Annotated in this window: 13 protein-coding genes; all 13 read left to right on the top strand. The window is 35.0% G+C overall.

All coding sequences use genetic code 11. From position 1 onward, the window contains the following. Nucleotides 1-43 precede the first annotated feature (43 nt). Nucleotides 44-379 carry a RhuM family protein gene (gene rhuM, locus L877_RS12245; protein WP_084554780.1) on the top strand — a complete coding sequence of 112 codons (336 nt, stop codon included), beginning with the start codon at nt 44-46 and terminating at the stop codon, nt 377-379. Continuing rightward, nucleotides 277-630, top strand: coding sequence for a RhuM family protein (gene rhuM / locus L877_RS14570; RefSeq protein WP_084554781.1), 354 nt, complete (start codon nt 277-279; stop codon nt 628-630). Before rhuM (L877_RS12245) ends, rhuM (L877_RS14570) begins: the two co-directional genes overlap by 103 nt. Nucleotides 631-851: 221 nt before the next feature. Beyond that, nucleotides 852-1832: a helix-turn-helix transcriptional regulator gene (locus tag L877_RS0105200; RefSeq protein WP_026835187.1), complete on the top strand. Its 981-nt coding sequence runs from the start codon at nt 852-854 to the stop codon at nt 1830-1832. Nucleotides 1833-1912: 80 nt separating this feature from the next. Next, nucleotides 1913-2818, top strand: coding sequence for a RhuM family protein (rhuM, locus tag L877_RS0105205; protein ID WP_084554782.1), 906 nt, complete (start codon nt 1913-1915; stop codon nt 2816-2818). Beyond that, entirely contained in the window at nt 2796-3044 is a 249-nt protein-coding gene (locus tag L877_RS12250) for a hypothetical protein (RefSeq protein WP_034785130.1), read from the top strand. Before rhuM (L877_RS0105205) ends, L877_RS12250 begins: the two co-directional genes overlap by 23 nt. Nucleotides 3045-3405: 361 nt before the next feature. Further along, nucleotides 3406-4386, top strand: a complete 981-nt coding sequence (locus tag L877_RS0105220; protein WP_026835189.1) for a helix-turn-helix transcriptional regulator — start codon at nt 3406-3408, stop codon at nt 4384-4386. Nucleotides 4387-4412: 26 nt separating this feature from the next. Next, entirely contained in the window at nt 4413-6173 is a 1761-nt protein-coding gene (locus L877_RS0105225; RefSeq protein WP_026835190.1) for a phosphoadenosine phosphosulfate reductase domain-containing protein, read from the top strand. A 1-nt stretch (nt 6174) separates the two neighbouring features. Further along, nucleotides 6175-7056 (top strand): DUF4007 family protein, encoded by an 882-nt coding sequence (locus L877_RS0105230; protein WP_026835191.1) that lies wholly within the window; start codon nt 6175-6177, stop codon nt 7054-7056. 15 nt (nt 7057-7071) lie between these two features. Further along, the gene (locus L877_RS0105235) at nt 7072-10626 is read left to right on the top strand and encodes a hypothetical protein (protein WP_026835192.1); all 3555 of its coding nucleotides are present in this window, start codon (nt 7072-7074) and stop codon (nt 10624-10626) included. Between the two features lie 5 nt (nt 10627-10631). Beyond that, nucleotides 10632-11768 carry an aminotransferase class V-fold PLP-dependent enzyme gene (locus L877_RS0105240; protein ID WP_026835193.1) on the top strand — a complete coding sequence of 379 codons (1137 nt, stop codon included), beginning with the start codon at nt 10632-10634 and terminating at the stop codon, nt 11766-11768. 117 nt (nt 11769-11885) lie between these two features. After that, nucleotides 11886-14045 (top strand): DEAD/DEAH box helicase family protein, encoded by a 2160-nt coding sequence (locus L877_RS0105245; RefSeq protein ID WP_026835194.1) that lies wholly within the window; start codon nt 11886-11888, stop codon nt 14043-14045. Further along, nucleotides 14035-14208, top strand: a complete 174-nt coding sequence (locus tag L877_RS14080) for a hypothetical protein (RefSeq protein ID WP_156922989.1) — start codon at nt 14035-14037, stop codon at nt 14206-14208. Before L877_RS0105245 ends, L877_RS14080 begins: the two co-directional genes overlap by 11 nt. Further along, complete coding sequence (locus L877_RS0105255) at nt 14198-16288, top strand: AAA family ATPase (RefSeq protein WP_026835195.1); 2091 nt, start codon at nt 14198-14200, stop codon at nt 16286-16288. The genes L877_RS14080 and L877_RS0105255 overlap by 11 nt, the downstream gene beginning before the upstream one ends. Nucleotide 16289: the final 1 nt, after the last annotated feature.

Below are 16289 nucleotides of genomic sequence, written 5' to 3' on the forward strand. Positions count from 1 at the left end.
AGACCAGCAATATGGGTTTCCAAAGTGGTTGAAACAGAAACAAATGGAGAAATTGTTTGAAGTCTCTCACGCTACTGTCAGTGAACATATTAATAATATTCTTTCATCAGGGGAATTGGATGAAACTTCTATCGGTTTTTTCGATAAATGTTCCGGAGGTCGTAAACCAAAGTCTGTAGGATATCGTGTCAACTCAAAGCGAGGCATTGCCTTCAGACGCTGGGCTAATTCGGTCTTGAGAAAGTACATCATTGATGGTTACGCTATAAATGAAAAATGGTTGGAAGCCTTGCAGAAAACGGTAGATATACAAATTTGGATGAAACTTCTGTCGGTTTTTCCGACAAAAGTTCCGGAGGTCGTAAACCAAAGTCTGTAGGATATCGTGTCAACTCAAAGCGAGGCATTGCCTTCAGACGCTGGGCTAATTCGGTCTTGAGAAAGTATATCATTGATGGTTGCACTAGTTATGAATATCCTCGAGTTGTAAAATCACTCGCCCAAACAGAGTTGGGTGTAGATGAGTTGAATTGTAATAACATATTTGCACATTGCACTTTTAGCTTTCTGTGTCTGTTAAAACCGACAGAGATTCTTGGAAAATGTCTTTTTTTGGCGTGGGTGTTGTGATATAATATAAATTAGGATTTTTCTATACAAAACTAGGCGTTTTTCGTTGATAAAAGCCTAGTGTAGAAAAACACGGACTTGGAAGATATTTGCTGGTGTCAATAGACGTTTGGAGCGCTTTGATAGGAGCAAATGGACATAAGGAGGAATTAACTAAGGCAAAAGTCTTGGGTGGCGAAGCACACATATATGCAGATTTGTAGTATATGCGGAGGTATTTGGTGGCGAAACGAGCAAATCAAAAGGTAAAGGTCTTGTACCTTTACAAAATCATGAGAGAGAAGACGGATAAGGAACACGGCCTGTCTCTTGCAATGATTCAGGAAGAACTAAAAAAATATAATATTGAAGCCGATAGGCGAGTTCTCTATGAGGATTTTGATGCACTTAGGGATTTTGGCGCTGACATCAAAAAAGTGGGAAATGGTCCGCAAACCAGATACTACATGGTCAATAGCCGCTTCGAACTTGCAGAGCTGAAACTTCTTATCGATGCAGTGCAGGCATCAAGGTTTCTAACCACTAAGAAAACAGAAGCCCTAATCAGTAAGCTCGCAAAAGCTAATGACAACTATGATGCGTCACTCCTAAAACGCCAGGTCTATGTGGCAGATCGAATCAAAAACATGAATGATAGCATATATGACACAACGGATGTGATTCATACAGCTATCAATGATAATAAGATGATTACATTCCAATACTTCTCTTGGAATGTAAAGAAAGAAATGGAACTAAGACACGATGGCGCTTACTATGAAGTAAGCCCTTGGGCTTTGTTCTGGGATAATGATAAGTACTACATGGTTGCATATGATTTCAATGATAGAAAAATCAAGCACTACCGCGTAGATAAGATGCTTAACGTTTCATTGACAGACAAGAAACGAAAAGGTGTAAAAGCCTTTGAAAAACTTAACAAAAGCACTTACACACAGAAACACTTTGGAATGTTCGGTGGTGAAGAAGTTACAGTAACTTTGGAATGTAATAATGATATGGCTAATGTCATCATTGATAGGTTTGGTAGGAACATTGATATTAAGCTGATTGATGATGAAAAGTTCAGAGTGGATGTAGATGTTGTGATGAGTGATAAGTTCCTGGCGTGGGTGATAGCGATGGGGGGAGAAGTTAAGGTTGTGGCGCCTGAAGGGGCTGTGGAGAAGATGAGAGAGTTGGGGAAACTCTTAAACTTATAGAAGGAGAATGCAAATCTATAACAAATTGAGATTTGTAGGGGTAATGAAGAACAACAATTATTAGCGGAGATATTGTGAAAATGAGTAATGAGAACAACAAATCAGAAATAATAATTTATAACACAGAAGATGGTAAATGCAAAGTGGATGTTAGGCTTGAAGAGGATACAGTATGGCTGACTCAGGAGCAAATGTCAGAATTATTTCAAAAAGCTAAATCTACAATCAATGAGCATATTCAAAATATCTATGCTGATGGGGAATTGATGCGTGAGAACACATTGAGAAAATTCGGAAATTCCGAATTTTCTACCAAACCAACCAATTATTATAATTTGGATATGATTATATCTGTTGGGTATAGGGTGAAATCACAAAGGGGTGTTCAATTTAGAATATGGGCAAGTTCGATTCTTAAGGAATATCTCAAAAAGGGTTTTGTAATGGATGATGAACGTCTAAAGAATCTTGGGGGTGGTGGATACTTTAAGGAGTTGCTTGAAAGAATTAGAGATATTCGTGCTTCTGAAAAAGTATTCTATCGACAAGTCTTGGAGATATATGCAACCAGTATCGACTATGACCCTAAAGTTGAAGAATCCATAATATTCTTTAAAAAGGTTCAGAACAAGATTCATTATGCAGTTTCAGGTGAGACTGCAGCAGAAGTAATTTATAGCAGGGCAGACGCTGAAAAAGAGCTGCGTGCTATGGGGCAACTAGTTTCAGGGTATTTGGATTTTGCAGAACGTCAGGCCGAAAGGGAGATACCAATGACAATGTCTGATTGGTCTAAACATTTGGATGGTATATTAACATCAACAGGCGAGCAGTTGCTGGTTGGTAATGGAACAATTTCACATGCACAGGCAATGCAAAAAGCTGAGAATGAGTATAAAAAGTATAAACAAAAAACTCTTAGTGATGTAGAGAAGGATTATCTCAACAGCATTGAAGAAATCAGTGCTAAATGTTTTAAAAAGTAGATATAAGCAGAATGAGAATGAAATTGACGAGAAATTATGTAGAAAGATTTGTAGGGATGCTTATCCATCTTTGGAAGAGAAAGCAGCCAATCTATTGTATTTCATGATAAAGGATTATCCATATAGTGATGGTGCACTTGTAGCATTAACTCTTATGATTGCTGAATCTCGACCAGATGAAAAGGATATTATGGTCGCATTAGTTATGAATATCCTCGAGTTGTAAAATCACTCGCCCAAACAGAGTTGGGCGTAGATGGGTTGAATTGTAATAACATATTTGCACATTGCACTTTTGGCTTTATGTGTCTGTTAAAACCGACAGAGATTCTTGAAAAATATCTTTTTTTGGCGTGGGTGTTGTGATATAATATAAGTTAGGATTTTTCTATACAAATCCAAGCGATTTTCGGTAGGAAAAGCCTAGTGTAGAAAAGCACGGACTTGGAAGATATTTGCTGGTGTCAATAGACGTTTGGAGCGCTTTGATGGGAGCAAATGGATATGAGGAGGAATTAACTAAGGCAAAAGTCTTGGGTGGCGAAGCACACATATATGCAGATATGTAGTATATGCGGAGGTATTTGGTGGCAAAACGAGCAAATCAAAAGGTAAAGGTCTTGTACCTTTACAAAATCATGAGAGAGAAGACGGACAAGGAGCACGGGCTGTCTCTTGCAATGATTCAGGAAGAACTAAAAAAATATAATATTGAAGCCGATAGGCGAGTTCTCTATGAGGATTTTGACGCACTTAGGAATTTTGGTGCCGACATCAAAAAAGTGGGAAATGGTCCGCAAACCAGATACTACATGGTCAATAGCCGCTTCGAACTTGCAGAGCTAAAGCTTCTTATCGATGCAGTGCAGGCATCAAGGTTTCTAACTACAAAGAAAACAGAAGCCTTAATCAGTAAGCTTGCAAAAGCAAATGATAACTATGATGCGTCACTCCTAAAACGCCAGGTCTATGTGGCAGATCGAATCAAAAACATGAATGATAGCATCTATGACACAACAGATGTGATTCATACAGCTATCAATGATAATAAGATGATTATGTTCCAATACTTCTCTTGGAATGTGAAAAAAGAAATGGAACTGAGACATGATGGTGCATACTATGAAGTAAGCCCATGGGCTTTGTTCTGGGATAATGATAAGTACTACATGGTTGCTTATGATTTCAACGATAGAAAAATTAAGCACTACCGCGTAGACAAGATGCTTAATGTCTCCCTGACAGACAAGAAGCGTAAAGGTGTAAAAGCCTTCGAAAAAATCAACAAAAGCACTTACACACAGAAACACTTTGGAATGTTTGGTGGAGATGAGGTTACAGTAACCTTGGAGTGCAGTAATGATATGGCGAATGTTATCATCGATAGGTTTGGCAGGAATATTGATATCAAACTGGTTGATAAAGAGAAGTTCAGGGTGGATGTAGATGTTGTGATGAGTGATAAGTTCCTGGCGTGGGTGATTGCGCTGGGGGGAGAAGTTAAGGTTGTGGCGCCGGAGAGTGCGGTTGATAGGATGAGAGAGATGTTTAAGGCATCTATTAAATAATAAGAATTTTAGAAAGAAATAGTAATATGATAGAATATAAATGTCCAAAACATAATTGCATAACAAGAAATGGCGTATGCACTGAGTTTGATATTGATCCAGACACAGGGAAAAAGGTGCAATGTACTGTGGCTCCTGTTATGTCTTCGTCTGTGTATTGGTGTGAGGAATGTGGAGTGCCTATTTTTTATCCAAAGTGTAATATATGCGGTAAGGATGCTTCGTATATTGCTACTGATATTAGGCCAGTGTTCCCTGAAGAAAAATTGTTGCTCGCTGTATTGTTAAAAAAGGATAATCCACTATGCTTTGAGGATTGTTCTGTATGGAACACTGCTAACTATTACATTGTTGATGGAGATAAGATTAAGGTTTCAATCAAAGATTATAATAGTATGTTTTTAGAAGATGTAGCGAAGGTTAGAGAGAGAGTAGAAGAGTATTCTGGGAAACTTGATTACAGCAAGTTCGAAAGTATTATCAATAAGTTTATAGATGCTAACTCTCAACGATATGATGAAATAACAACTGAAGCAATTAGTTACATACAAGGATATACGGATAAATATACCTATGAGGATATGTTTGTGTCCTTTAGTGGTGGTAAGGATTCAACGGTAGTGTCAAGTTTAGTTGAGGATTCGTTTCCGGGAAAGAATGTTGTGAGAATATTTGGAGATACTACGCTTGAGTTCCCACTTACATACGAATATAGGAAGAGGTATGCCAAAGAACATAGAGGAATATTCAATATTGTAAGAGCAAAGAATCATGAAAAGAATTTTGAAGAGTTGTGTAAGCAGATTGGACCTCCAAGTAGAGTTATGAGGTGGTGTTGTACTGTTTTTAAAACAGGGGCAATTACTAAAACATTAGAATCTGTTTTTAAGGATAGGACTAATATATTATCATTTCAAGGGATTAGGAGGAGTGAATCTGCAAGTAGAAGTAAGTATGAAAGAGAGAGTGAAAGCCCTAAAATTACAAAACAGACAGTCGCATTACCGATTGTAGATTGGTTAGATTTTGACGTATGGCTTTATATCCTTACAAAGAAGATAGATTTTAATGAAGCGTATAGACTAGGATATTCTAGAGTAGGATGTTGGTGCTGCCCTAATAATGGAGGGTGGTCGGAATTCTTATCTAAAGTATATATGCCTGAACAGTATGAGAATTGGCGAAATCTGCTAATAGATTTTGCTAAGAGTATAGGCAAGCCGGATGCAGAAGATTATGTGGATGGAGGCTTTTGGAAGGCGAGACAAGGAGGAAATGGTTTAGAGATAGCTCAAAAGTCTATAGTGACATTTGAACCTTGTGCTACTGAGGACAACGCTTTTAATTATGATCTGCAGCGTCCTATTACTGATGAATTATATGAATTGTTTAAGCCTTTTGGATATATCAATAAAGACTTGGGTAATAAACGTTTGGGTGAAGTATATGTTATGAATAAAAAGGGGGAGGTTGTCTTAGTTCTTAAAGGAAGAATAGGTCAGACTAAACTCAAAGTTATGATAAAGAAGATTAACATTGCTAAAGCAAGGTCACTATCTGTTGCAGAAGGCAAAATACAGTGTCAGTTAACTAAGTATCAGATGTGTCTAGGGTGCAAAGCATGTGAGAGTGTTTGCAAACATGGAGCAATTTCAATTCACGAAGACAGTAATGGTAATATAGAGTATAAAATTGATGATGAAAAGTGCGTACGCTGCGCAGAGTGTGTTTCTCATTTTAATGCAGGATGTTATATGCGAAAAGTATTAACGATTAGGAGAAGTTGATATGGCTACTACAAAGTACAAAATTTCAGGTCATGAAAAGTTTGCTTTTCGTGATGGATGGTTAGAAAAAGGTATTGATTTGCTTATAAATAATGAGTCAAACCTTGATGAAGAAAAGTATTTAGATGCGAGTGAGTTTAATAAAATAGAAGCTGCTGATAAGCTTGGAGTTGGATCTAACATGGTCAAATCTATCCGATATTGGATGAATGCGTGTGGATTAATTGAAAGAAATGGTAATAAGTATGTTTTGAGTAAACTCGCCAAGATATTTCACGAAAAAGATAGGTATTTTGAAGATCCTTTTACCTGGTGGGTTATTCATTCTAATCTTGTTAACAACAAAAACGATGCGATTGTTTGGTATTTGTTTTTTAATAAGATAAAAGTAGATTCCTATACAAAGGAAGAGATAGTTCAAGAGCTAAAAAAAGAACTAGATGCTCTGATGGGTAGTGGTTATAGTGATAAATCATTAAAGGATTCGGTGGATGTCCTCATAAAAATGTACACTAAAGATATTAAGAGAAAAGATGACCCAGAAGATAAAAATATATGTCCACTCGCTTATTTAAATCTAATCAAAAGGGATGAGAAGGGATACGCTAACCAACAAGTTGGTATAAATGATATAAATAGTGAGCTGGTTTTGTATGAGCTATCAAGGATGTTTAATGGTGAGAAAACATTAAGTATCGATAGGATTCTATCAGGAGAATGTGGAATTAACAATATTTATCATATTAACAGAATGGTGTTAAATCAACTTCTTGATGAATTAGAGTCAAAGGAATATATAAGAATAAATAGAACTGCGGGATTGGACGTTGTATATGATGAGAATATTCCGTCTACAGAAGAAATAGTAAAGAATCATTATTGATAAGGTGGTCAAAAGATGGCTTTAGTAAAAAGTATAAAAGAAATAGTTAATATAAATGAGAATTACAGAAATTCAATTAATCTGTATTTGGATTTGAACAAGGAAGAGAAAATTGAGAGTTATTTACCAACTTCCTCTTCTTTGAGTGTCCTAAATGATTATGTTGAAGCTATTGATAAGAATGTAAGGCATTCAACAGTACTTATTGGACCCTATGGAAAGGGAAAATCAATACTTCTTTTGGTAATGATGGCATTAATTAGTATGGATAATAATGACACTGTTAAATCATTGATAAAAAGAATAAAAGAGGTAGATTCGAATGTAGCTAAAACTATTGAAAGAGTAAGAAAAAATGGTAAATATTTGCCAATAATCGTAATGGGTAGTCAGGATGATTTGAATCAAACATTCATGGTTGCACTTAATGATGCACTTAAAAGAGAAGGTGTGCAAGATATAATGCCTGAGACATACTATAGTTGCGCCTTAGACTCGATTGAAAAGTGGAAAAAGGGCTATAAGGAGACATATAATCAATTTATAGAGTTTCTTAAGATTAAAAAGTTGAGCCCTAGATCCTTTGCTAACATGCTCAAAAAGTGTGATAAGGATGCATTAGACATGTTTCGAGATATTTATCCTAAACTTACATCGGGATCTGATTTTAACCCATTAGTTGGCGGTGATGTAATTGCCATGTATAAAAGCGTTACAGATTCTCTCAAAGAAGAGTATGGATATGCGGGTGTATACATTATATTTGACGAATTCAGTAAGTATATTGAAAGTCAAGATAAGGAACTTGCCGGAAACAATATGAAAGTAATCCAGGATTTATGTGAGTTGGCTAATGATTCAGATAAGAGCAATATGTACTTTACTTTGGTTGCGCATAAGTCTATCAAAGAATACGGCAATCATTTATCGAAGGAGATTATAAATGCATATACCGGGATAGAAGGTCGTATTTCGGAAGTTTATTTTACTACATCAGCCAAGAACAGTTACGAGCTTATTCAAAATGCTATTAATTGCGATACCAATAAGCTTGATAGTTTGCCTGTTGCAAAGACATGGTTTTCTGAGGATAAAATTATTGATATGTCAAGATTGGCTCCATTTTCAAGCTTTACTGAAGATGACTTTGAAAGGATTGTATATAAAGGGTGCTATCCGTTGACGCCGATTGCCACCTATTCATTGTTGAATATAAGCGAAAAAGTAGCTCAGAACGAAAGAACTTTGTTTACATTTATTTCAAATGATGAAGTAAGTAGTCTAAGACGATTTATTACTAATCAACAAGATGGTCAGTGGTATGTTTCGCCTGATGTGGTTTATGATTATTTCAAAAATATTTTTAAGAAAGATATTGATAATGAGTATGTTCACAATGAGTGGATTAATGCTGATTTTGCTTTAAAAAAAGCAGAAAATGAGGATCAAAAGAAGATTCTTAAGCTTATTGCGTTGATTAATATCATTAATAACCCGGATGAATTATCTGCTACGGCGGATGTCTTAACAAAGTATTCAATGGCCTTAGAAGCAAGTGAGGCATTAGAACAGCTAGAACGAAACAAGATTATATATAAAAAAGCATCAACCGGAAGTTATACTTTTAAAACAAGAGCTGGGATTGAATTAAAGAAAGAGCTTAAAGTAAGAAGGAAGAACTCTGCTAATACTGTAGAGATTTTTGAAAATATCAGTGAAATGCAATATGTATTTCCTAAACAATACAACTATGATTATTGTATGACAAGATATTTTAGAAGTGTTTATATGGATGTTGCTGAGTTCATGGGTATGAACGACGTCAGTGTTATTTTTAACAATGGATTGTACCAAGACGGAATGATAGTCTATCTATATAGGACTAACAGTGATATTAATAATGAAACTGTTCTTGAAAAGATTAAGGAAGTCAGGACTCATAATATTGTTTTTGTTATTGCAAGTGTTACCCTTAAGGAAGGAACTCTTAAATCAATTATTAATTATGAGGCACTTCAAAGTATAAAGAGTGATTCACTCTTTATGAAAGAAAATGAAGTTTTGAATAATGAGCTAGAGCTGATGATTGATGATGTTAAAGCTGACATACTATCGTTTATTTCAAGAGCTTTTGGAGCACGTTCTAAAGCACATGTTGTCTATTACAATGGAATAGAATGGATTATCGATAATAAGATAAAGACTGAAAAGGCTGTCGATGTTGTGTGCAAGCGTTTGTATAGCAAGACCTTGATAATCAAAAATGAGATGATTAACAAGCAATTCGTTACAACATCACCTATAAAGAAGGCGAGAAAAACTATTATTGCTAAATTGTTGAATCATGAGTCGTGTGAGGAGTATTTAAAGGGTACTGCACCGGAAGCAACGATTTACAGGGCGGTTTTAGAAAATACAGGAACAACTAAAAACTCAGCACAATCAGATATTGTGGAAAGGTTTGATGAATTCATAGAGTCTTGTGTTGATCAAAAGAAAAAGCTATCTGGACTCGTTGATATATACTGTGGTGAGCAATATGGAATGAGGATGGGAGTATTCCCAATTATATTAGCGTACAAACTATCTAAAAGACCAGAAGATATTATAATATATCATAATGATAAGGAGATAAAGCTTGATGAAAATTCTGTTGTAGATATGGCAGAAAAATCACGTGAATATTCGATTTTTATTTCCAGGTCAGATAACGAAAAGGAAAACTATTTGACTGATCTTTCAGAATTGTTTGATGTAAAAAATGGACTTAATCTGTCTGGAAATAGAATAACCAATATCCTTACCTGTATGCAAAGATGGTATAGGTCATTACCTCAGGTTACTAAGAATATAAAGAAACCAATTATAGGGTTTGATAATCAAGAAACAGTGGCATTTTTACCTAAGCTGCGAGATTATTTGCAAGCCTTTGAGACTAATCCGTATGAATTATTGTTAGATAAATTGCCGAGCATGATAGGTAAAGGCGATTTTTCAAAAACTGTGGATTGCTTGAGAGAATTAAAGAATAGTTTAGATAAGTATTATAACTTGTTAGAAAAACATGTTATCGAAAGGACACGTGAAGTTTTTAGCAAAGATAGCAAAGAAACTATGATTCATGCACTAAAAGACTGGTATGAGAAACAGAGTTATAATGCTAAACATAGTATTCATAGCTCATCGTCCACAGAAATGATGAATTATATTAATGGAATCAATAATTACAATGAACCTAAGGTTGTTCAAAATCTATCGAAGATAGTGTCTGGAGCATATATCGATGTTTGGAACGATGAAACGTTTGAAGAATATGACACAAAGCTTCGTGATATAAAGAAAGAGATTGAATCTATAGGAGATGAGAATAATGGCGAGGAGTCCAGAATTGTATTTGAAGATTCGGACGGTAATGAGATCGATTCAATACTATATCGTCCGACAGAAGATGGTTCTGTGTTCAAAAGTATTCTAGAAGATCATCTTGAAGATTTTGAAGATTTAGATGTCAATACCAAGGTAGCTGTGTTGGTAGAAATGATTAATAAAGTTACAAAGCGAGAGAGATGAATACTATGATTTATTTAGATAATGCTGCAACTACATATCCCAAGCCTGATAGCGTGTATCAAGTGATGGATGATGCAAACAGAAACTTGGCTGTGAATTCAGGAAGAGGCTCATACAAGGTGGCTAGAGAAGCAACCGAGTTAATAAGTGATGTGAGGAGCAAGTTACTTGAACTAGTGCATGGAGTAAATGGCGAAAAGGCCGTTATCACGACATCGGCAACTAATTCGCTACAAATAATTCTTCATGGAATTAGATTCGAAAAGGGCGATGTTGTATATGTATCACCTTACGAGCACAATGCTGTTGCGAGAAATCTAGAGGTGCTTCGAAAATATAAAGGAATAGAAATTGAAGAAATACCATTAGTAGAAGAGTCGTTAGATATAGATTTAGATAAGTTTAAGTATATGATGACAAGAAAGCCGGCTAAATGTGTTTGCTGTACTCATGTTAGTAATGTAACAGGATATATTCTTCCGGTAAAGGAGATTTTTGAAATGTCTCACGGATGTGGGGCAGTTAACATATTAGATGCATCACAATCCTTTGGATTGCTTGAAATAGATGCTAAATCATCTAATGCTGATTTTATAGTTTTCGCAGGGCACAAAACGTTGTATGGACCTTTTGGAGCATCAGGGTTTATTGATGTGAATGGTATAGAATTAGAAAGTGTTTTAGCCGGTGGGACAGGTAGTAATTCAACCAATCTTGATATGCCGCAGGAAAGCCCGAATCGATATGAGGCAGGAAGTACAAATATTATTGCTTTAGCTGGGCTGAATGAAGCATTGAGAGTATTAGATCAAGCTGGAAACTATAGTCACGAAAAGGAGTTAACTAATTATCTTGTTGACAAACTTAGAGATATAGATGGCGTTACTTTGTATCTTCCTGATGATGTTGAAAAGCATATAGGTGTAGTTTCGTTTAATGTTGAAGGTTATACATCAGAAGAGGTGGGGATGATACTAGATGAGGATTATGATATTGCAGTTAGAACAGGATATCATTGTGCACCTTATATTCATAAATATATTAAGGATAAGGACACTTTAGGAACTGTAAGGATCGGATTAGGTTTGTTTAATACTAAATATGAAATAGATGTTTTGGTTGAAGCTGTAAGAGAGATATAAAGTGTTTAGTTAATAGTAGGATAAATAATGTGGCTATAAAGTAATGATCAAAGGTACTGATTAGATTAAAAAAAGAGATGGGATATGTCTACTTTGTTGAAGGAGTGAGCAGAAGAGTTGAGTTTTCGTGATTTAGATATTAAAATAAGATACCGTTCGGGTATTCACGATTTTCCAAAGGATTTTCTGATTCCCGTTTTATCGAAAAGTAAGATATATAAGAGAGGAACTGGTTATTTTAGCACATCTGCCTTAGTGCAGTTGTCTATTGGTTTGTTTAATATGGCAAAAAAAGGTGGTTTGATACAATTAGTGTGCTCACCTAATCTTGATGCTGAAGATATTAAAGCGATACAATTAGGATATAAAACAAGAGATGAGGTTATCGAAAAAGCAATAGTTAAAGGTATAAGTGATCCGGTTAATTATTTTGAAGAAGAAAGGTTGAATTTGATAGCTACGTTAATTGCTGAAGGTACGCTTGATATAAAAATTGCATTCATGGAGGACGAAAACGGATTTAGATTATATCATGAAAAAATGGCCGTGTTTGTTGATGAATATGGAAATAAAATCAGTTATGCAGGATCTCCGAATGAATCACAGAATGGATTGGAAGGTAATTTCGAATCTATATACACTTTTTGTAGTTGGAAAGACGCTAGCCAAATAGAAGCCGTTTGTACAGCAGAATCTGATTTTGACGACATGTGGGACAATAGGACAACTAAACTACACGTGGTTGATTTCCCTAAAATTGCAGTAGACAAATTGATGATTTATAAAAAAGACCGAGGTATAGACTGGGAAGTTGATAATAAACAGTTTAGATTTGATGAGTTACTAGTAAAACCACCTAAGTTTTTTAAACCAGATGGTGTGGAATTACATAAGTACCAAGAACTGGCTGTGAAAAAATGGATAAAAAATGATTATCAAGGTATTTTTGATATGTGTACCGGTTCCGGAAAGACATATACGGCTTTAGCAGCAACAGTGGAATTTTCGAGGCGATATAATGAGAGAATAGCGGTTATAATAGTTTGTCCGTACATACATTTAGTGAGTCAATGGGAAGAAGATGTTGTGAATTGGTGCCGTGTACCAATAATTATTGCTCACTCAAAGGCGTCATGCGATTGGAAGCTTGAAATGCGAAAGGCGTATAAAAGGTTCAAACGTGACAATTCACCTTTCGTATGTATAACAACTAATGACACTTTTTCTGGTGATGAAATGCAAAACTTTATTACTCGGTTTGATAAAGAAAAGCCTGTGTTGATAATTGTTGATGAGGCGCATAACTTTGGATCTAATCAGATGATTAGTGTTATGCCTTGGAATATAGTTAATAGAATCGCGTTATCTGCAACTATTAACAGGTATATGGATAAGAGTGGTACAAATAAGATTGTAGAGTTTTTTGGGGAGAAATGTGTTGAATATTCATTAGAACAAGCTATAAAAGACGGAAAGCTTGTTCATTATGAATATTATCCTATTCCAATTGCGCTATCAGAGCAAGAATTGGGAAAGTATAGGGAGTTGTCACGAAAACTAAAAAAGTATATTGTTATACAAAATGGGAAAATGAGGATATCTGATGCTGGAAAGCCGGTAATATATGAAAGAACAAGATTATTGGCAGGAGCTGAAAATAAGATTCCTTTGTTAATGGAATTATTTGAAGATTATAAAAATGATAATAATATTCTAGTGTATTGTGGTGCAACAGGAATTGAAGAAGAAGAGAGCGGAACGACAATTAGACAAATAGATCTGGTAACCCAAAAGCTTCAAGTAGAGTTTGGTATGTCAGTCAAGCGTTTTACAGCAGAAGAAAACTTGAAGGATAGAGAGAATATAAAAAAATATTTTGCTCAGGGCCAGTATCAGGTAATAACTGCTATAAAATGCCTTGATGAAGGTGTAAATATTCCTGGGATTAAAACAGCTTTTATTATGAGTAGCTCGAGAAATCCCAAAGAATTTGTACAAAGAAGAGGAAGATTATTAAGGAAAAGTAATAATAAAAATAAGGCTGTTATATATGATTTTATAACGCTTCCTCGGGAACTTGATGATGTAATACCAAGTGACTTTGACGAAGACAGAACGATTATAATTGGGGAAGTTGCGAGAATGTTAGAGTTTGGTCGTCTTGCAGATAATCCTCAAAATACAGACTTATTGGTTAATCAGATAATGGAATCATATGATAGTTATTTTGATGCAGAAAATGAAATAGAAAAAATGGAGGAATACTATGGAGAATAATAAAATTGATAAGGACTTGCTTAGAATTATGTTTCATTCTATAAGAAAGGCTGAAGATGAAAATATAAAGACACAAAAGAATGATAATAAGAGAATGGTTAAAATTATCGGTGATTTTATTGATAGAAAAGTCAGAGAGGAGATTAGAAACGATGAAAATTAGAAGTATCAAATTGCACAATTTTATGCGTTATAAAGGTGATAACGAGTTAATGTTCTCTACTGATGATGAAAAGAATGTTACAGTAGTGTTGGGGGACAATACTTTTGGTAAGACAACTTTAGCGCAAGCTTTTAGGTGGGGGTTATATGAGAACCTTAATGATACAAATTATGGGAAAAAGAAAGATATTGTATTACTTAATAATGAAGTAGCGGCTTCGATGAATAAATCGGTAATGGAGAAAGTTTTTGTAGAAATAGTTGTAATAAATGAGGAACAAGAAATCAAATTTGTTAGAACGGCCAACTATATAAGAAAGAACAGCGATTCATCAGATATTTCCGTGAAACAAATAGGTAATGTAGATTTAACAATGCAAGTAAAAGATAGTAATGGGGTTTGGGGGGACGTGATTCCAAATTGTGGGAAGACTGTACAAGTAGAAATAGATGGAAAGAAACATACAAAAAAATATTCCAATGGGTGCGTTCAAGATGCGATTGACAATATGTTTCCACAGAGTCTTTCGAATTATTTCTTCTTTGATGGAGAAAGGTGGAATGATTTAAAGAGTAAAACAAATGATATAAAAGACTCAATATATACAATATTAGGCGTTAGTGGTCTTATTGAAATGATGAATCATTTACGAGATGGAAGAATTAGCGTTGAAAAGAATTTTCGTGGAAATCTTAAAGGGGTTTCTGGTGAGTACTCAAGGTTAGAAAGAGAGATAAAGAGCCTTAATGATGATATCGCCGAATATGAGGAAAAGATTGAAAAAGCGGATGAGTCAATTGAAACGGAAGAACGCATTATTTCCTCTACTCAAAAAACTCTCAATGATAATAGAAAAATAGAGGATGATCAGAAAGAATATAGAAATCTAGAATCAGATATAAATCGATTCGAAAAGGTGAAAAATGAGAATTATGCAGAAATGGTAAAGATTTTATCAAAATCTGCCCAGTTTTTTGCGGCTTCGCTTTTAGAAGATTATGAAGAATTGCTATCTAGGGTTGATTTGGAGGGGAGAGATATTCCTGGTGTTACTGTTGATACAATTGATTATTTGATTGAGCATCAAGAATGTTTATGTGGAACAAGAATAGAGCCGGATTCGAAAGAGTATGATCATATGATCCGGCTGAGAAAACAAGTGCCTCCAGAGATGCTTGGTGGGGCTGCTGGAAAGTTAAAAGAGAACCTTCTAAATTGGAGGAGTATTACATCTGATTATATTGAAGAGATTGAGAAAAAAGCGGAATTATTTGATATGGCACAGGACACGATAGATGAAAAAGAGGCTGATAAGGCAAGACTTGAAAAAACGATGGATAGGAAAACTAATTTAGGTCCTGTGAGGGAACAGAATAAACAGGCTAGTATTAGATTGAATACGCTCAGAAACAATAAAGTGAATATGGAATTAAAGAAAAAAAACGCAATAGAGAGCAAAGAATCAAAAGAAAAGCAATTGGATGCATTAGCGATACATGACAAACGCAATGCTCAGGTTTATAGATGTTTAGAGTATTTAGATGCATTATATAAGAATGCAAGTATTAGAGTGAATAAAAGAAAAAATGATACATTAAATGATTTGAATGACATTATTGAAGAAAACTTTCAAAGAATGTTTAACGATCATGAAAAATATGCAAAGCTAGGTGAGGATTATAAAGTACATGTATATTACAAGGAATTAAATGGAATTGAGGATTGTGAAGAATTATACCTTTCAAATGGAGAGACTATTGCTATTAATTTTGTGTTTATCGTATCGATTCTTGAATTAGCCAATAAATATAGAGAAGCTGAAAAGGAAGACGAAGACTATGGTATGGAAAACGCAATATTAGGTTTGCCGCTAGTTCTAGATGGACCTTTTTCTGCTTTGAGTGGAGAAAATACTAGTCTAATTTCAAGCAGATTACCTCAATTTGCAGAGCAGGTTATTATATTTATGCTTGATAAAGATTGGGAACCGTCTGGTCTAGATCAATTTACATTGCCGGAATATTGTTATCGAGTTTGTAAAGATGAAACATCAAATAGTTCATCATTAGAGCATGAGTAGG

It is taken from the genome of Eubacterium xylanophilum ATCC 35991, from assembly GCF_000518685.1.
GTDB lineage: Bacteria > Bacillota > Clostridia > Lachnospirales > Lachnospiraceae > Eubacterium_F > Eubacterium_F xylanophilum.

Coding starts and splice junctions, on each gene's coding strand:
- L877_RS14080 (WP_156922989.1), top strand. CDS start 14,035: ATGGAGAATAATAAAATTGATAAGGACTTGCTTAGAATTATGTTTCAT.
- rhuM (WP_084554782.1), top strand. CDS start 1,913: ATGAGTAATGAGAACAACAAATCAGAAATAATAATTTATAACACAGAA.
- L877_RS0105225 (WP_026835190.1), top strand. CDS start 4,413: ATGATAGAATATAAATGTCCAAAACATAATTGCATAACAAGAAATGGC.
- L877_RS0105255 (WP_026835195.1), top strand. CDS start 14,198: ATGAAAATTAGAAGTATCAAATTGCACAATTTTATGCGTTATAAAGGT.
- rhuM (WP_084554781.1), top strand. CDS start 277: ATGGTTGGAAGCCTTGCAGAAAACGGTAGATATACAAATTTGGATGAA.
- L877_RS0105235 (WP_026835192.1), top strand. CDS start 7,072: ATGGCTTTAGTAAAAAGTATAAAAGAAATAGTTAATATAAATGAGAAT.
- L877_RS0105230 (WP_026835191.1), top strand. CDS start 6,175: ATGGCTACTACAAAGTACAAAATTTCAGGTCATGAAAAGTTTGCTTTT.
- rhuM (WP_084554780.1), top strand. CDS start 44: ATGGAGAAATTGTTTGAAGTCTCTCACGCTACTGTCAGTGAACATATT.
- L877_RS0105240 (WP_026835193.1), top strand. CDS start 10,632: ATGATTTATTTAGATAATGCTGCAACTACATATCCCAAGCCTGATAGC.